The organism is Kitasatospora humi, assembly GCF_020907985.1.
GTDB classification, from domain to species: Bacteria; Actinomycetota; Actinomycetes; order Streptomycetales; family Streptomycetaceae; genus Kitasatospora; species Kitasatospora humi.
On sequence record NZ_JAJJPA010000008.1, the window covers coordinates 1 to 17,358 of the forward strand.

13 protein-coding genes and 1 pseudogene are annotated in these 17,358 nt (G+C 72.0%); 11 read left to right on the plus strand and 3 right to left on the minus strand.

Features of this window, described 5'->3' with window-relative positions:
- Positions 1 to 259: 259 nt before the first annotated feature.
- Positions 260 to 1,279, minus strand: a complete 1,020-nt coding sequence (locus LN042_RS10550; RefSeq protein ID WP_230050810.1) for an ATP-binding protein — start codon at positions 1,277 to 1,279, stop codon at positions 260 to 262.
- Between the two features lie 191 nt (positions 1,280 to 1,470).
- Here LN042_RS10550 and LN042_RS10555 point away from each other — a divergent pair, with 191 nt between their 5' ends.
- Complete coding sequence (locus tag LN042_RS10555) at positions 1,471 to 2,373, plus strand: Fic family protein (protein WP_230050812.1); 903 nt, start codon at positions 1,471 to 1,473, stop codon at positions 2,371 to 2,373.
- 450 nt (positions 2,374 to 2,823) lie between these two features.
- Here the strand turns inward: LN042_RS10555 and LN042_RS10560 are convergent, their stop codons facing one another.
- Positions 2,824 to 3,771: an HAD family hydrolase gene (locus tag LN042_RS10560; RefSeq protein ID WP_308191789.1), complete on the minus strand. Its 948-nt coding sequence runs from the start codon at positions 3,769 to 3,771 to the stop codon at positions 2,824 to 2,826.
- Between the two features lie 566 nt (positions 3,772 to 4,337).
- Between LN042_RS10560 and ssd the strand changes: the two genes are divergently transcribed.
- The 7 genes and pseudogenes from ssd to LN042_RS10595 form a co-directional block, all read left to right on the plus strand.
- Complete coding sequence (gene ssd / locus LN042_RS10565) at positions 4,338 to 5,438, plus strand: septum site-determining protein Ssd (protein WP_230051084.1); 1,101 nt, start codon at positions 4,338 to 4,340, stop codon at positions 5,436 to 5,438.
- A 92-nt stretch (positions 5,439 to 5,530) separates the two neighbouring features.
- Positions 5,531 to 6,766, plus strand: a complete 1,236-nt coding sequence (locus LN042_RS10570) for a TadA family conjugal transfer-associated ATPase (protein WP_372495714.1) — start codon at positions 5,531 to 5,533, stop codon at positions 6,764 to 6,766.
- Positions 6,763 to 7,917 (plus strand): type II secretion system F family protein, encoded by a 1,155-nt coding sequence (locus LN042_RS10575; RefSeq protein ID WP_230050814.1) that lies wholly within the window; start codon positions 6,763 to 6,765, stop codon positions 7,915 to 7,917. Before LN042_RS10570 ends, LN042_RS10575 begins: the two co-directional genes overlap by 4 nt.
- A gap of 197 nt (positions 7,918 to 8,114) precedes the next feature.
- Positions 8,115 to 8,765 (plus strand): type II secretion system F family protein, encoded by a 651-nt coding sequence (locus LN042_RS10580; RefSeq protein WP_230050816.1) that lies wholly within the window; start codon positions 8,115 to 8,117, stop codon positions 8,763 to 8,765.
- 326 nt (positions 8,766 to 9,091) lie between these two features.
- Positions 9,092 to 9,283 carry a DUF4244 domain-containing protein gene (locus LN042_RS10585; RefSeq protein WP_372495715.1) on the plus strand — a complete coding sequence of 64 codons (192 nt, stop codon included), beginning with the start codon at positions 9,092 to 9,094 and terminating at the stop codon, positions 9,281 to 9,283.
- A complete protein-coding gene (locus LN042_RS10590) occupies positions 9,273 to 9,716 on the plus strand; it encodes a TadE family type IV pilus minor pilin (protein ID WP_230050817.1) in 444 nt (147 codons plus the stop codon). The genes LN042_RS10585 and LN042_RS10590 overlap by 11 nt, the downstream gene beginning before the upstream one ends.
- Positions 9,703 to 10,077, plus strand: a pseudogene (locus LN042_RS10595) (Rv3654c family TadE-like protein); the annotation flags it as partial. The gene LN042_RS10590 and the pseudogene LN042_RS10595, both read left to right, overlap by 14 nt.
- A gap of 480 nt (positions 10,078 to 10,557) precedes the next feature.
- Here the strand turns inward: LN042_RS10595 and sftH are convergent.
- The gene (sftH, locus tag LN042_RS10600; RefSeq protein WP_230050819.1) at positions 10,558 to 12,912 is read right to left on the minus strand and encodes a DEAD/DEAH box helicase; all 2,355 of its coding nucleotides are present in this window, start codon (positions 12,910 to 12,912) and stop codon (positions 10,558 to 10,560) included.
- Positions 12,913 to 13,181: 269 nt separating this feature from the next.
- On the opposite strand from sftH, the gene LN042_RS10605 reads away from it, so the two are divergent.
- The 3 genes from LN042_RS10605 to LN042_RS10615 all read left to right on the plus strand — a co-directional run bounded on the left by LN042_RS10605 (position 13,182) and on the right by LN042_RS10615 (position 17,158).
- Positions 13,182 to 13,523, plus strand: a complete 342-nt coding sequence (locus LN042_RS10605; RefSeq protein ID WP_230050821.1) for an STAS domain-containing protein — start codon at positions 13,182 to 13,184, stop codon at positions 13,521 to 13,523.
- A 176-nt stretch (positions 13,524 to 13,699) separates the two neighbouring features.
- On the plus strand, positions 13,700 to 14,119 hold the full coding sequence (locus LN042_RS10610; protein WP_230050822.1) for an ATP-binding protein: 420 nt from the start codon (positions 13,700 to 13,702) through the stop codon (positions 14,117 to 14,119).
- Positions 14,120 to 14,806: 687 nt separating this feature from the next.
- A complete protein-coding gene (locus LN042_RS10615) occupies positions 14,807 to 17,158 on the plus strand; it encodes a sodium-translocating pyrophosphatase (RefSeq protein ID WP_230051086.1) in 2,352 nt (783 codons plus the stop codon).
- Positions 17,159 to 17,358 lie beyond the last annotated feature (200 nt).

Genomic DNA, 17,358 nt, shown 5'->3' on the forward strand with positions numbered 1-17,358 from the left:
CCTCAGCACCAAGAGTTGGTAAATGATCGGTAATGGAAGCTTCGCACAGCAGGTGGGAGGGCGGGAGTCCTGGCGATCACATTCACTCGGCTGGGTGGCGCATGGGGATGATGTGGCGCCCCCGGCGCTCCGCCGGTGTTCTCGAGGGCGTGACCGGCCCGAGAAGATGCCCTGGAATGGCGAAGGGGGCGGCGCCCGCACCGGAATGGTGTGGGCGCCGCCCCTTGGGCGCCGCTGACCGCAACTGCGTGAGCCGGCCTCAGACTCCCGCGGTCGCCTGGCTCGTGTCGTCCGGCGCCGCGGACACGTGGGCGGCAACCGGGGGAAGCGTGAACTCCGGGTCGACCTGTGCGGCCAGATCGGTGCCGGCCTTGGCGTTGCCCCAGCTCTCCGCGTTGCGCAAGTGGAAGTGGACGGCCTGCTCCGTGTAGCGGCGCGGATCCCGTGCCTCGAAGGCGGCGTCCGCGGCCTGCTGCAGCACGCCCAGGACGGCCCGGTTGTCCGCCTCCAGGAAGCTCAGCCGTGGTTCGTCGCCCTGCTCCAGGCGGCGGACCCAGTCCGAGTGGCCGAAGGCGGCCAGCAGGTCGTCCCCGACCTCGCGCCTCAGGTAGGCCAGGTCGTCGGTGCTCTGCACCTTGTTGCCGACCACGCGCAGCGCGACGCCGAAGTCCCGCGCGTACTCCTTGTACTGCCGGTAGACCGAGATGCCCTTGCGGGTCGGCTCGGCGATCAGGAAGGTCAGGTCGAACCGGGTGAAGAGCCCGGAGGCGAACGAGTCGGAGCCGGCGGTCATGTCGGTCACCAGGTACTCGCCCGGCCCGTCGACCAGGTGGTTGAGCAGCAGCTCGACCGCGCCGACCTTGGAGTGGTAGCAGGCGACGCCGAGGTCCTCCTCGGTGAAGACGCCGGTGACCATCAGGCGGACCGATCCCTCGTCCAGCGCCACCGGGCGGGCGCAGGCCGCGTAGATCGGGTTCTCTTCGACGATCCGCAGCAGGCGCGAGCCTTCGCCGGGCGGCGTGGTCTTGATCATCAGGTCGGCGGAGGGGATCCGGGGATTGCCGCCCCGCAGGTACTCCTTGATCTGCGGCAGGTGGGCCCCCAGGGCAGGCAGCCGCGCGGCCTGCTCGTCCGTCAGGCCGAGGGCCGGGCCCAGGTGCTGGTTGATGTCGGCGTCGACGGCGATCACCGGCCGACCCGCCGCGGCCAGGTGGCGGATGAACAGCGCGGACAGCGTGGTCTTGCCACTCCCGCCCTTGCCGACGAAGGCGATCTTCATCTGGACTCCCGGCTCTCGCTCCGTCGATCACCGCACAGGGCGCCTTGTTGGTAATCGTTATCGTCTTCGATAGGGCTCATGGTAGTCCGAGCCGGAGTACCGCCGCCCGAGAGAAGGTGCGGATTGCCTCGAACGGGTGATGCGGGGGTTGCGGTGGAGGTCGGTCGCGAGGGGTCGTTACTCTCGGGTAGGTGAGCACTGGAACTGATCCGCTGGCCCCGCTTGCCGAGCTGCCCGGGGTGCCCGAGTCCGTCGCCGAGGTCCGCAAGGCCGTTGACCGGCTCTACGGGCACCGGGTGATGCGTCGCCGTGCGCCCGAAGTCACCTCCGAGGCCGCGCTGCGTGGCGCCCGCGCCTCCGCGGCCCTCGCCGGGGTCGACTGGCCGCTGGAGGAGGTGCGGCGCCGCAGTGACTTCAGTGCCGGCGCCGAGGATCGGGTCATCGGTGCGGCGCTGCGGATCTCGGCCGAGGTCGGCCAGCTGCTGAGCGTCTGGCGGACCTCCCCGCTGCAGGTGCTGGCCCGCCTGCACCTGCTGGCGGTCGGGGACGCCGATCCAGCGGCCGGGAGGCCGCGCCAGGCCGGCGAGACGGCGGAGGAGCTGTTCCCCCTGGACCTGCCCGCCCGGGAAGGCGAGGATGCCGCGGCCGAGCCGCCGGTGGTCGGTGGTGCGCGGCTGCCCGAGGCGCCGCCGCCGGCCGAGGTGGCGGCCCGGCTCGACCAGTTGGCCCGGCTGCTGGTGGCCCGTGCCGGTGCGGGCGGGGCCGAGCAGGGCGCGCCGGCGCTGGTGGCCGCCGCGGTGGTGCACGGCGAGCTGCTCGCGCTGCGGCCGTTCCGCAGCCACAACGGGCTGGTGGCCAGGGCGGCGCAGCGGCTGGTGCTGATCGCCGACGGCCTGGACCCGAAGGCGATCTGCCCGGTCGAGGTCGGCCTGTTCGAGCTCGGCACGGCCACGTACCGGGACGCGCTGGCGGGCTACCTTTCCGGGACGCCCGAGGGGATGGCCGCCTGGATCGCACACGGCGGGCGGGCCGTCGGCCTCGGCGTGCGGGAGAGCACGGCCGTCTGCGAGGCGATGCAGCGGGGCATGGTCTGATCAGAGGGCCCGGTCCAGGGCCCGTTCCAAGGCGGCCGGCTCCGAGGGCGGGCACCGAAGGGCGGTCGCCGCGCGCCCCGCTGCCTCGACAGAGGGATGCGGCGACATCCCGACTGCTGATGTCGCCGCTGGTACATCCTTCCGAATGACCATGCGTGCACCGGATGTGCCCATCAGGCGGGGATCCTGCCCGTTCGCCTGGTGCGGCGGCCCGATCAGCGGGTCGGCTGCACGTGGGTACTCAGAAGTTGTACGCGGTCCGTGGGGCCTGAACTGCGGTGTCGGTATGACCTCTTCGGTCCTTCCGGGTCTCGCGGGCCGTGAGTCCTTTGTATCTCGGATCGCGGGCAAACGGAACTCGAATGGCGAAGACTTTACCTTTTGTCCGTTTTAGTGAGAATGTGTGACTTCGCGCCTGGGCGATTCAGGCTCCGAGGCCTGCAACGGGGCTCAGGCTTCGGGGCGTCGGCGCCTGGCCAGCTGCCAGAGCAGGCCGGCGGTCAGGCAGGCGGTGCCGATCGCCACGGCGGTCAGCGTCATTCCGCTCGGCGACTTGAACTCCGGTAGCCGGCGGTGGAGTTCGATCGGCCGGTCGAAGTAGAGGATCGGCCAGTCGCGGGCCGTGGCCTCCTTGCGCAGGCCGCGGTCCGGGTTGACGGCGGACGGACGGCCGACCGCCTCCAGCAGTGGCAGATCGGTGATCGAGTCGCTGTAGGCGTAGCAGTCGGCGAGTTCGTAACCTCGGCGTGCGGCCAGTTCGCGGATGGAAGCTGCCTTGTTGTCCGCGTAGGCGTAGTACTCGATCTCGCCGGTGTAGCAGCCGTCCTCGATCCGCATCCGGGTGGCGATCACGTGGTCCGCGCCGAGCAGCGCGCCGATCGGCTCCACCACCTCGGAGCCGGAACTGCTGACGATCACCACGTCGCGGCCGGCCGCGTGGTGCTGGGCGATCAGCGCGGCGGCCTCCTCGTAGATCAGCGGGTTGATCAGCCCGTGCAGCGTCTCGGCGACGATTTCGCGTACCTGCTGGACGTTCCAGCCCCTGGTCATGGCGGAGAGGTACGCGCGCATCTTCTCCATCTGATCGTGGTCGGCGCCGCCGACCAGGAAGACGAACTGCGCATAGGCGCTCTTGAGCACGGTTCGACGGTTGATCAAGCCGCCCTGGTAGAACGGTCGGCTGAAGGCCAGGGCGCTCGACTTCGCGATGATCGTCTTGTCGAGGTCGAAGAACGCCGCGGTGCGGGCCGGTCGGGCGCCGTCGGCATGGTCGACCGATGCGGCCGGTGCCGGCGACGGCCGGCCAGCGGCTCGGGCACTTGTGGCGGGATTCGGTGCGGCGTCCGGTCCGGAGTTCTCGGCACCGTTGGCGATGTCGGCGTTCTCGGTGGTGTCCACAGGAACCGAGGATAGATGGCGGTTCTGTTCAGGCCGCCATTCGGTGGACTCGGGTGCCTGCTGGTTTGTGTTTCTGGCCTGTCGGGTACACCATGGAAGTCACGGATCGTTCGCGACCGTGCTAACCCGGTCCGGCTCCTCCCCCCCGAGTCGGGCCGTGGATAGACGACCCCCGCTCTCCCCCCCGGCGGGGGTCGTCGCATGTCCGGGCCCGTTTTCGAGTTCAGCCGTGTTGCCGCGGGGCTCTTCGGGGGTGCTGGGGGAGGCGTTCACAGCGAGGTCGGCGGGAAGTCCACGACCCTTGATTCGCTACTCTGAGTAATCGTCCTGACGGCACTCCGACAAGGCTTGAGATTGTCGTCAACTGTGCTGATGGCATGTGCCCGGAAGGGTGAGGCGGGCCGTCCGGGTGAGTGTGGATATCCACACCCCCCGGGTTATCCACAGGGATTCGAGACCCCGCTGACGGAATCCGATCCGCGCGGCACGGTGGCAGCAGTCCGCCGCAGCGACTGCTGCTGACGGGATGTCAAAAGCCAGTAGGGGAGAAAGCCGTGCCGCCGTCAATCGTTCACCCCAGCGAATCCGGTTCCGCTCGGCCGGTCCGCCCGGTCCCGTTGGTGCTCACCCGGGACGAGGAGCTGACCGAGCACTTGCTTCGGCTCTGCGCCGCGGTCGGCACCGAACCGCAGGTCTGCGCCGGCGTGCCGCCGCCGCAGCTCTGGGACTCCGCGCCGCTGGTGCTGGTCGGCGACGACCAGGCCGAGCAGTGCGCCGGCCTCACCAGGAGACCGGGCGTGCTGCTGTGCGGCCTGGACCTCGACGACTGCGACATCTGGGTGCGCGGCGTGTACCTCGGTGCCGAGCAGGTCCTCTTCCTGCCCGACGCGCAGGCCTGGCTGCTGGACCGGATCGCGGACGCACTGGAGGGCGTGATCACCCCGGCGCTGACGGTCGCGGTCCTCGGCGGATGCGGCGGTGCCGGCGCCTCGACCCTCGCCTGCGCGCTGGCCGTCACAGCGGCCAGGGCCGGTCACCGCACCACCCTCATCGACGGTGACCCGCTCGGTGGCGGGCTGGACGTACTGCTCGGCGCCGAGGCAGCCGACGGGCTGCGCTGGCCCGACCTCGCCACCGTGCGGGGCCGGCTCGACGGGGCGGAGCTGACTCGCTCGCTGCCCCGGCCACACGGACTCCACCTGCTCTCCTGGGATCGCGGCGAGACCACCGCCATCCCGGCCGAGGCCATGCGCGGCGTCCTGGCGGCCGCCCGGCGGCGGGGCGGCCTGGTGGTCGTCGACCTGCCGCGCCGACCGGAGCCGGCCGCCTCCCAGGCACTGGAGCAGGCCGACACCGGCCTGTTGGTGGTGCCGGCCGAACTGCGCGCGATGGCCGCGGCCCGCCGGACTGCGGCCGCCGCCGGGATGCGGCTAACCGATCTGCGGGCGGTGGTCCGCCGATCCGGACGGGTCGGTCTGGACGGCGCCGAGATCGCCCAGGGGCTGGGACTGCGGCTGGCCGGCGAGATCCCCGACGAGACCGGTCTCGCGGCCGACACGGAGCACGGCCGCCCGCCCGGAGTGCGTGGCCACGGCCCGCTCGCCCGCTTCTGCACCGCCTACTTGGGCCAAGTACTGCCACTCAGCGAAGGAGGAACCCCTTCATGAACGCCGCCACCACGCCCCCGGGTCGCCCGCCCCAGCACCATGGCCGGTTGGCCAGACCCGACCGTGCGCCTGGCCGATCCGCGCTGCCGGCGCTGCGCCGCCGCACGGGCGCCGGCCCGTCCGCCGGCCCCGGCGGCTCACCGGAACGAACCACCGCGCTGCTCGACGCGGTCCGGCTGCGCCTGGCCGAGGCCGGTGCTCCGCCGACCGCGTCGGAAGTCGCGGCCGCGGTCCGGGCGGCCCGACCGTCGCTGGACGGTGACTCGGTGCTGGACGCGGTGCGTGCGCTCCGCTCGGAACTCGTCGGTGCCGGTCCGCTGGACGAACTGCTCAGGGCCCCCGGTGTGACGGACGTCCTGGTCAACGGTCCCGACGAGATCTGGGTCGACCGGGGTGAGGGGCTGTGCCGGGAGACCTCGATCCGCTTCCCCAACGCCGAAGCGGTGCGGCACCTCGCGCACCGACTCGCCACGGTGGCGGGCCGCCGGCTGGACGACGCCCGGCCGTGGGTCGACGGCCGACTGCCCGACGGCACCAGACTGCACGCGGTGCTTCCGCCCATCGCGACCGGCTGCACCCACATCTCGTTGCGGATCTGTCGCCCGCGTCCCTTCACCTTGGGTGAGTTGGTGGCGGCCCGGGCCATTCCGCAGACCGGCGCCGACCTGCTGCTCGGCATCGTGCGGGCCCGGCTCTCCTACCTGGTGTCCGGCGGGACCGGCTCGGGCAAGACCACCCTGCTCGCTGCCCTGCTCGGAATGGCCGGCCCCGGAGAGCGGATCGTCATCGCTGAGGACTCCGCGGAGCTCCTGCCGGACCATCCGCACGTGGTCCGGCTGCAGGGCCGGCCGCCCAACCAGGAGGGCCTGGGCGAGCTGACCATGCGGGACTTGGTCCGGCAGGCCTTGCGCATGCGGCCCGACCGGCTGGTGGTGGGCGAGGTGCGGGGCGCCGAGGTGCTCGATCTGTTGAGCGCGCTCAACACCGGGCACGAGGGCGGCTGCGGCACGGTGCACGCGAATGCGGCGGCCGATGTGCCGGCCCGCCTCGAAGCCCTCGGGTCGATGGCTGGACTGCGGCGCCCCGCCCTGCACAGCCAGCTGTTGGCGGGTCTCGATCTGGTGATCCACCTCAGTCGCGACCGCCGCAGCGGCAGGCGCCGGGTGGCCGAGCTCCACACCCTGGACCGCAACTCGTCCGGTCTGGCGGTCACCGCACCCGCCGTGATCTTCCGGTCGGACGGCTTGGTGAGCTGCGGGCCCGGCTGGGACCGGTTGGTGCGGCTCTGCGCCGCCCGCGGCGTGATGCACCGCTGGGGGAACCGATGAACGGACGTCTGCTGCCTCTGCTGTCGATCGCGCTGCTGGGCGCGGCTGCCGCCCTCGGGCGGACCAGGCTCGACCGGCGGGCCCGTCGGTCGCGGCGGATCGCGGTGGTGCTGGCGCAGCCGGTGGGCGGGTCATGGGCAGCGCGGTGGGCGGGGCGCCTGCCGGGTCGACTGGCTGGTCGGTTCGGGCAGCGGTCCCAGGGCGAGCCGTGGCCGTTGCCGCGGAGGCTGGTGCCGGAAGTCCTCCTGTTGCCGTGCGGAGCGCTCGCCGGTTGGCAGTGGAACTCGGTGGTGCCGCTGGTCGGCGCGGCGATGCTGCTCCTGCCCTGCCGTCGGTGGCGGCTGCGGCAGCGGGCCGACCGGCGGGCGAGGGAGCGAGCCGCGGCGGTGATCGAGCTCTGCGCGGCCTTGGCGGCCGAACTCCGCAGCGGGGCGACCCCTGAGCAGGCGCTCGACGCCGTGGCCGAACACTCCGATGACGTGCTGCGCCGCCTCGGTCCGGAGGCGGCGGCCCGGCTGGCGGCGGTCCGCTACGGGGCCGATGTGCCCGCTGCGCTGCGCTGGCTCGCCACCCTGCCCGGCGGTGGCGGCGCCAATGCGATCGCGGCGTGCTGGCAGGTGACGGCGGACAGCGGGAGCGGCCTAGCGGTCGCCCTCGACCGGGTGGCCGAGGCACTCCGAGCGGACCGCGCCCTCCGCGAGGAGGTCAGCGGTGAGCTGGCGGGCCCCCGCACCACGGCCATCGTTCTCGCGGCACTGCCAGCCGTCGGATTGGCCCTGGGGACAGCGCTGGGCGCTGGACCGTTGCGGATCCTGCTGGGCACTCCACTCGGTGTGGGATGCCTGGTGACCGGTGTACTTCTGGAGATCACGGGTCTGGTGTGGACAGGGCGGATCGTCCGGGAGGCGATGGCCGACCTCGGAGTTCAGGCCGGCGGTACCACAAGCTCCGCTCAGCGACCCGTGCCGGACCGCTGGTCGAAGCCCCCTCGACCCTCCCGGCCAGGCCGTCGGTCGGTGCTGCGGGGCAGCCACCTGCGATCACGCCGACCCGGCCCCGGCCGCCCCCTGGAGCGCCGTCGGGCCCGTACCGGAGCGCTACGGGAAAGGCAGCTGGTCGCCGGCATCGGTGGCGGGGCGGAGGCATGGTGATGGGTGCCTTTCTCGGCCCGAACTCGGGCGCTGCTACCGCACCTCCCATGTGGCTGGTGGGACTGGCGGTTGGGGTGACACTCGCCGAGCTGATCGTGGCTGCGGCCATGGTGATCCGGCGCTGGTGTGGGCGCCGGGCCGCTCGCCGCAGGGCAGTTCGGGTGGCGGCGTCGGGGGTATCCCTCCGCCCTGGCTGGGTGGCCAAGCGCCTGAGCGGCTGGCGGACGGGCAAGCGGATCGACCCGGTGGTGGCGGTATCCGTACTCTCCGGCGCGGTGGTGGCCTGGATCGTTCCGGGGCTGCTCGGACTGCCCGCTGGGGTGGCGACTGCCGTGCTGCTGCGCCGTCGACTGCCGTCACCGCGCCCCACGATCGCCCAGCGACAGGCCCGTGAGGACGGACAATTGCTGTCCCAACTGCCGCTCACTGCCGACCTGTTGGCGGCCTGCTTGGGGTCGACCGCATCGCCGGAGCAGGCGGCGGAGGCGGTGGCGCGGACTGTCGGCGAACCGATGGAGGGCCGACTGTCCGCCGTGGCCGCGGAGATCGCGCTGGGCGCTCCGCCGGCCGCCTGCTGGGAGCGGTTCGGACAACACTGTGCGCCGCTGGGTCCGCTGGCCCGCTGCTTGATCCGGACCACACTCAGTGGATCGCCCCCAGCCATGCCGCTCCAGGGACTTGCCGCCTCCCACCGCGCCGCCGCCCAGCGGGCCGCGCACGCCCGGGTCAAGCGGGCGGGAGTGCTGGCCACCGTGCCCTTGGGCCTCTGCTTCCTCCCGGCCTTCGTGCTGATCGGCATCGTTCCGGTGATGGTGGGGCTCGTTGCCTCCATCGCCGCTCGGATCTGACGCCTCGCGGCCCATGAGCCAAGCAGGCATCCAGTTCGCGACATTCGCGGACCTTCACAGACCTTCACAGACCTTCGTAGATCTTCGTAGATCGGAGTGTTTCCATGAGCCGTACAAGCGATGAGCCGGTTCGGGTCGCGACCTTCTCCCGGTTGCCGGTGGCGACCTTCTGCCCGTTGCCGTCCCATGGCCGTTCAGCCGCGACGCCGACACGCCGGAGCGCACTGCCTGAGCAGCAGGCCTCCTCGCCGCCCGGGCGATCCGCGCCTCCGGCCCGGCCGCGGTCGCACCGGTTCTCCCGCGTCAAGGGCTTGCTGGGCCAGAGGTTGCGCCGGACCGCTCGGCGGTCCCACGACCGCTGGGCAGCGCTGCCGGACGCCGGTATGTCGACGGCCGAGTACGCCATCGGCACCGTCACGGCGTGTGCATTCGCCGGGGTTCTCTACAAGGTGATCACCGGCGGAGCAGTGAGCGATGCGCTGACCGAGTTGGTGAATCGAGCCCTTCATGCGCTCTGACGGCGCGCGCCCCGGCCTGCTCCGCCGCCGCGACGGGGTCGCGGGTCGCGTCCGCCGCGACGGTGGCTACGTCACGGCGGAGACGGCCGTGCTGCTGCCGGCCCTGATCGCGCTGATGCTGCTGCTGGTCTGGGGAGTGCTGGTGGCCGCCGCCCAACTGCGCTGCATCGACGCGGCGAGGGTGGCGGCCCGGGCAGCGGCTCGGGGCGACGCAGACCCTGCGGACCAGGCCCGCAAGGTGGCACCGCCGGGAGCGGCCGTGGAGGTGGTCGAGTCGTCGGACACGGTTCGCGTGCTGGTGGAGGCCCCGTGCCCGGGGATCGGCCGGCTGGCCGCACCCCTGAAGGTCTCGGCGGTGGCCGTGGCGGCCAGTGAAACGGCCAACGAGGCAAACAGCACGGGAAGGGAGCGGCTCCGAGATGACCGTGTCTGACCTGGCGAGGGTGAACCCGGCGGTTCCGGGATCCGGGCGCGACCGAGGATCGGCCAGCGTGTGGCTGATCGGGCTCGTTTCGGTGGGCTTGGCGGTCTTCGGACTCGCCCTGTCCCTCGGGGCGGTACTGGCCGCCCGCCATCGCGCCGAGTCAGCCGCCGATCTTGCGGCGCTCGCCGCGGCCGGCCACCTGCTGGTGGATGCCGACGGCGGCTGCGCCCGGGCGGCGAGTCTGGCGGCGGCGCAGCGGACCACACTGGTCGCCTGCACGGTGGACCGCACGGACGACAGCGTCGAGGTCGAGGTCAGCGCACCGGTGGGCGGCATCCGCTTGGCCGTGGGGCCGGCTACCGCGCGAGCGCGAGCGGCCCCGGTCTGGGCGCCCGGCTGGACTGACGGGGCCGGCCTGCCCGATCTGCCGACCCTCGAAGCGGCGGCTCCGAGGCCCGCGGACCGGAACGGTCCACGCAGTCCTATCGGGGCCTTCCTGTCCGGATCGGCTACCCGACCGCGTTCGGCCGGTGAGTCCCACTTGGCCGCCGGCCCCCGTTCCACTGAGCGCCTTCATGCGGCCGCCCGCCGCAGTTCGGCCGACCACCCGCGTTCCGGAGCTGTCCCGCTAACCGGCGCAACCGCCCCCTGCCTCCGCGTCCCGGGGGCCGGCAGCACCTCCCGGCTCCCCACCGTCGGCTGTCTCCGTGGTTCCCACGTCCGCAGGACCTCCCTCGCCCCCACCCTCGGCTGTCTCCATGTTCCCCGTGCCGGCAGTGCCTCCGGCGCGCGTGGCTGTCTTCGCCTCCCCGGTCTCGGCAGCGCCTGGCGAGTCCGCGTCCACGGCTGCCTACGCGCTCCCGCCGCGTCCCACCTCCTCGGCCGGCTCCACTGGCGCACCGGCGAGCAGTGCGCTGAGCAGGCGGATCGCACCGGCCTTGTCCAGCGGGTCGTTCCCATTGCCACATTTGGGCGACTGCACGCAAGACGGGCAGCCCCGATCGCACTCGCAGGCTCGGATGGCATCCCGGGTCGCGGTCAGCCAGCGGACCGCATGGCGGAAACCGTGCTCGGCGAAGCCGGCGCCGCCCGGATGGCCGTCGTAGACGAAGACCGTGGGCAGCTGGGTGTCCGGGTGCAGCGGCACCGAGACGCCGCCGATGTCCCACCGGTCGCAGGTGGCGAACAGCGGCAGCAGGCCGATCGAGGCGTGCTCGGCGGCGTGGGCGGCGCCGGGCAGCTGGTCGAACGGGATGAGCGCGTCCAGAAGTTGCTCCTCGGTGACGGTCCACCAGACCGCCTTGGTGCGCAGAGTCCTGGGGGGCAGGTCGAGTTTGGTTTCGCCGAGCACCTCGCCGGTGGCGATGCGCTTGCGCAGGTAGCCCACCACCTGATTGACCACCTCGACCGAGCCGAAGTTCAGGGTGCCCTCGTCCCACGCCACGGTCTGCTCGGTGGCCATCACGGAGATGGAGGTGATGTCCCGAGCGGCGGTGGTGTAGGAAGGATTAGCGGCGAAGACCAGGGCGACCGAGTGCTCCAGGTCCAGCGCGCGCACCAGGTAGCTGCGGCCCTGGTGGAGGTGGACGGCGCCGGTGTGAACGGCGCTGTGCGCGGCGGCTGCGTCCACGGTGCCCAGCAGCCGGCCGGTGGACTCCTCGACGATCTGGACGGGGGGACCTCCGGTGCCGCGCAGGTCGACGGCGTCGGCCGCGCGTTCCCGTCGGGTCCAGTACCAGGCGCCGTCCGCCCGGCGGCGCAGCAGTCCCCGCCGTTCGAGCACCGGCAGCAGGGCGGCGGCGTTCGGCCCGAACAGTTCGACGTCCGCTTCGGTGAGTGGCAATTCGGCGGCCGCCGCGCACAGGTGGGGCGCAAGGACGTGCGGGTTGTCGGGGTCCAGCACGGTGGCCTCGACCGGTCGGGCGAACAGGGCCTCGGGGTGGTGGACCAGATAGGTGTCCAGCGGGTCGTCGCGGGCGATGAGGACGGCCAGCGCGCCCTGGGCCTCCCGCCCGGCCCGTCCCGCCTGCTGCCAGAGCGAGGCTCGAGTGCCGGGGAAGCCGGCGAGCAGGACGGCGTCCAGGCCGGCCACGTCGATGCCGAGTTCCAGGGCGGAGGTGGAAGCCAGACCGAGCAGTCGTCCCGAGTACAGGTCGCGCTCCAGCGCCCGGCGTTCCTCGGGCAGGTAGCCGCCGCGGTAGGCGGCCACTCGGTTGGCCAGTTGCGGTTCCAGGTTGTCCTGGGCCTGCAGCGCGACCAGTTCCGCGGCACGACGGGAGCGGACGAACGCCACCGTGCGGGTGCCGGCCCCCACCAGGTCGGTGAGCAAGTGGGCGGCCTCGGCGGTCGCGGTCCGCCGCACGGGCGCGCCCTGCTCGCCGACGCGCTCGGTCAGCGGTGGCTCCCAGAGGGCGAAGACCATCTCGCCGCGCGGTGAGGCGTCCTCGGTCACCGCGCGGGCGGGCAGGCCCGTGAGGCGTTCGGCGGTCGCCGCCGGTTCGGCTGTGGTCGCCGAGGCCAGCAGGAACGCCGGATCAGCGCCGTAGCGCCGGCAGACCCGGCGCAATCGGCGCAGCACCTGGGCGACATGGGAGCCGAAGACACCGCGGTAGCTGTGGCACTCGTCCACCACCACGTAGCGCAGCGTCTTGAGGAAGGAGGACCAGCGCGGGTGGGCGGGCAGGATGCCCCGGTGCAGCATGTCCGGATTGGTCAGCACGTAGGAGGCGTACTGGCGCACCCATTCGCGCTCTTGCGGCGGGGTGTCGCCGTCGTACAGCGCGGCTCGGAGTCGCTCCGGGGCCAACTCGCCGGCCCTTCGGCGCTGGTCGGCGGCGAGCGCCTTGGTCGGGGCCAGGTAGAGCGCGGTCGCGCCGCGGCCGTTGGGCGCCTCGGTGCCGGTCAGCAGTTCGCTGAGCACCGGTGCCAGGTAGCCGAGCGACTTGCCCGAGGCGGTCCCTGTGGCGATCACCACAGTTTGGCCGGCTTCGGCCAAATGCATCGCCTCGACCTGATGAACCCAGGGTTGGCGGATGCCGAGTTCCAGCGCGGCGGCACGAATCTCGGGTCGGATTGATTCGGGCCAAGGGGCATGGCGTCCCCGTCGCGCGGGGAGATGCTCCGTATGGGTGAGTTGGTCCGAGTGGCCCCGGCTGGCGACCAGGAAGTCGAGTTGGGCCTCGGGCGGGCGGTGGCTGGGCGGCATGGAGACCCAGTGTGTCACCGGAGTGACGGAGAATCGCCGCAAGCCATCGTGCGGGCATGGTGCCAGGTGGTTGAATGAGGCGGTGGCGGCCAGTTGGCCGGGCCGGCAGCGTCTGGGCCGGTCGCTCGACCATGCGGTGGAGACCGTTCATACGGTGGAGACCGGCGGTGGAGACCGTCTGGGCGGGATCGGTGGTTTCGGCCACCGGTGCGTCCGGCTCGCCGTAGAGAACGCAATGTGACCTAGCAAGGCAAGGTGCTGGAGGTTCCGTGGACCTGACCCTGTCGACCGAAACCGTAGGCGACCGCACGGTCGTCCGGGTTGGTGGCGAGATTGATGTGTACACCGCCCCGAAGCTTCGCGAGCAGCTGGTCGAGCTCGTCAACGACGGCAGCTACCACCTGGTCGTCGACATGGAGGGTGTGGACTTCCTGGACTCGACCGGTCTGGGTGTCCTGGTGGGCGGCTTGAAGCGGGTCCGGGCGCACGAGGGTTCGCTGCGCCTGGTCTGCACCCAGGAGCGCATCCTCAAGATTTTCCGGATCACCGGGCTGACCAAGGTGTTCCCGATCCACACCTCGATCGAGGACGCCGTCCAGGCGACTGACTGATCGGGCGTGGCCCGGACCGCCCGCCGCCGTGCGGTCGGCCCGGGCCCGTTCGCTGCCCTGGGACCGGCCCAGGACAGCCGGGCGTGCAGTGGCTCCCAGCCGGCGGCTTCCGCCACAGCCTGGGCGCCGCTCCGACGCCCGGCACGCCTGAGTGTGGGAAACCCCGAGAGGGAGAGATGGCAACCGTCGAACTGCGCTTCAGCGCCCTTCCCGAACACGTGCGGACGGCACGACTGGTGGCGGCCGCGGTGGCCAGACGCGCCGGTGTGGGTGAGTCGGCCCTTGACGAAGTTCGGCTGGCGGTCGGAGAGGCTTGCTCGCGCGCCGTCGGGCTGCATCAGGAAGGCGGCGTGGGCGGTGCGGTCCGGGTGGCACTGATCGATCAGGAGAAGCGGTTCATCATCGAGGTCGGCGACGGTGCCGGCGAGCACAGTGAGCTTGCCGCGTCCGCCGACGAGGGTGCCGCCGACGGCGGTGATGCAACCGACGACGCACTGGGCCTGGCAGTGATCACCGGCCTGGTGGAGGAAGTCGAGGTGGGCCGCGACGACGACGGCGGCCTGATCCGAATGAGCTGGCCGATCAACCCGGCCTGAGCCCGGACCACCACGCCCTCAGCTCCGGGCCGCGTCGAACCTGGGCCGGGACCACCGGACCACCCTGCCCTGGCCGCCATCAACCTGGCTGCGTCCAGTGCGTCTGATGAGGCGCCAGCGATTGCTGATGCCCTCGTACCGGCCCTGATGTCTACGTCCGACTATGGTCCGCTGGCGCATTCTGCGGCAGCTGCGCATTCAGCGGCACCTGTGAATTTTGCTGCAGCTGCGGGTGCCGGTGCGCTTGCACATTCCTGGGTGGCCGGCGAATTCTGGCGCATTCGGCGACTTGTGGCGAGCTTGGCGATTTCTGGAGCGGCCGGGGCATCTCGGCGTGCCCGGTGAACTCCGAGGCGGCCGGATAGTCGCGGGATGGCCGGACGGTCCCGAGGGTTCGGCTGGGCGCTCGAAAGCCGGGAATCCTCGGCTTGCCACTCATGATTCTTTTTTCTCCGCCGTCCGCGGTCTATTTGAATCCCCTGCGCATTCCTACACTCACTCGTGGATGCCCGGCCGGGACAGGGCGGTCCGGCCCGCGCTGGTCGCCCCCGTCCCGGTCGCCTGTGCCACCAGAGCCAGCAGCGCGCCGTTCGGACCGGCCGGTGCGCCGGCCACCGGGGAGGACGCATGGCGGGATTCACGACAGCACCGGAATTGGGATCAGGAGCACCGGTGCGCCCACAAATCATGAACACTCTGGCCGACGGTTCCAGTGGTGGCGCGGTGCTCACCGGCGGAAACCGGATCGTGGTCGTGGTGGTCGCTCTGATCGCCGTCGCCGCGCTCGGCGTGGCTTTCCTGTTGGTGCGACAGGTGCTCGCGGCCGATGCCGGCACTCCGGCGATGCGGCGGATCGCGGCAGCGGTCCAGGAGGGAGCCAACGCTTATCTGGCCCGTCAGTTCCGCACCCTGGCGGTCTTCGCGACCGGCGCCTTCTTCCTGCTGATGCTGCTGCCCGCGGACAACTGGTCGCAGCGCCTTGGCCGTTCGATCTTCTTCCTGGTCGGCGCGGTCTTCTCGGCTGCCACCGGCTACCTGGGCATGTGGCTGGCGGTCCGGGCCAACGTACGGGTGGCGTCGGTGGCTCGTGGCGTGGCGCAGGGCCAGGAAGGCCCGGCGCAGCGCGGCGCGATGCGGATCGCCTTCCGCACCGGCGGCGTTGTCGGCATGTGCACCGTGGGGCTGGGCCTGCTCGGCGCGGCCGTGGTGGTGCTGGTCTACCGGGCGGACGCGCCTCGGGTGTTGGAGGGCTTCGGGTTCGGTGCCGCGTTGCTGGCGATGTTCATGCGGGTCGGCGGCGGCATCTTCACCAAGGCGGCCGACGTCGGCGCCGACCTGGTCGGCAAGGTCGAGCAGGGCATCCCGGAGGACGACCCGCGCAACGCGGCCACCATCGCCGACAACGTCGGTGACAACGTGGGCGACTGCGCGGGCATGGCGGCCGACCTGTTCGAGTCCTACGCGGTGACCCTGGTGGCGGCACTGGTCCTGGGCCGGGCGGTGTTCGGCGACACCGGCCTGGTGCTGCCGCTGATCGTGCCCGGGATCGGGGTGCTCACGGCGGTGCTGGGCATCGTCGCGGTCGCCCCGCGCGAGCGTGACCGCGGCGGCATGACGGCGATCAACCGTGGCTTCTTCCTCTCCGCGGCGGTCTCGCTGGTGCTGGTGGCAGTGGCGGCGTTCACGGTGCTGCCGTCCGGATTCGGCGGCCTGCGTCACGTGCCGTCCGCGATCGCCACCCACAGCGGCGACCCCCGGCTGTTCGCACTGCTCGCCGTACTGATCGGGATCGTGCTGGCGGTGCTGATCCAGCAGCTGACCGGCTACTTCACCGAGACCACCCGGCGTCCGGTGCGCGACGTCGGACGCAGCTCGCTGACCGGCCCGGCCACGGTGGTGCTCTCCGGCGTCTCGCTGGGCCTGGAGTCTGCGGTGTACTCGGCGGCGTTGATCGGAGCCGCGGTCTATGGCTGCTACTTGCTGGCCGGCGGCTCGATCGTGCTGGCACTGTTCGCCGTTGCCCTGGCCGGCACCGGCCTGCTGACCACGGTCGGTGTGATCGTGGCGATGGACACCTTCGGACCGGTCTCGGACAACGCCCAGGGCATCGCCGAGATGTCCGGCGAGGTGGCGGGCGCCGGCGCCCGGGTGCTGACCGAACTGGACGCGGTGGGCAACACCACCAAGGCGATCACCAAGGGCATCGCGATCGCCACAGCAGTGCTCGCGGCCACCGCCCTGTTCGGCTCGTTCACCGATGCGATCGGTGAGGCGGTGACCCGTGCGGGCGGTGCCGCTGCGATCGGCAGCCCCGCCGGGCTGAGCCTGGACATCTCGCAACCCAACAACCTGGTCGGCCTGCTGCTGGGCGCGGCGGTGGTCTTCCTCTTCTCCGGACTGGCCGTCAACGCGGTGTCCCGCTCGGCGGGTTCGGTGGTCTTCGAGGTGCGCCGGCAGTTCCGCGACCACCCCGGGATCATGGACGGCAGCGAGACCCCCGAGTACGGCAAGGTGGTCGACATCTGCACCCGCGACGCGCTGCGCGAACTGGCCACCCCTGGGCTGCTGGCGGTGCTGGCCCCGATCGCGGTGGGCTTCGGGCTCGGCGTCGGCGCGCTCGGCAGCTACCTCGCCGGGGCGATCGGTGCGGGCACGCTGATGGCGGTTTTCCTGGCCAACTCCGGCGGCGCCTGGGACAACGCCAAGAAGCTGGTGGAGGACGGCGCGCACGGTGGCAAGGGCAGTGAGGCACACGCGGCCACGGTGATCGGTGACACGGTCGGCGACCCGTTCAAGGACACGGCGGGACCGGCGATCAACCCGCTGCTCAAGGTGATGAACCTGGTCTCGTTGCTGATCGCACCGGCGATCGTGAAGTTCAGCTACGGCGCCCACGCCAGCGCCGGACTGCGCGGTGCGATCGCGGCGGCGGCGGCGCTGCTGGTGGTGGGCGCGGTGTCCGCGTCCAAGCGGCGCACCGTGGACGTGGCGGGGCAGGCCCCGACCGTTGCCGCCGGCACCGCGGAAGTCGGCGGCTGAGCCGTCCGGCTACCCATGACTTGGCCGTCCGTAGCCCGGTCACTCGTAGCCCGGCGGTCCGGAGCCCGGTCACCCGGAGAAGGTCGGCCCCGGTGCGGTCCTCGCGCCGGGGCCGACCCCGGTTCAGGGCCACGGCTCCGGCCTCGCGACCAGGGCTCGTGGGGAAGGTCAGTGCGCAAGCCCGGCCCGGAGCGGCTCGG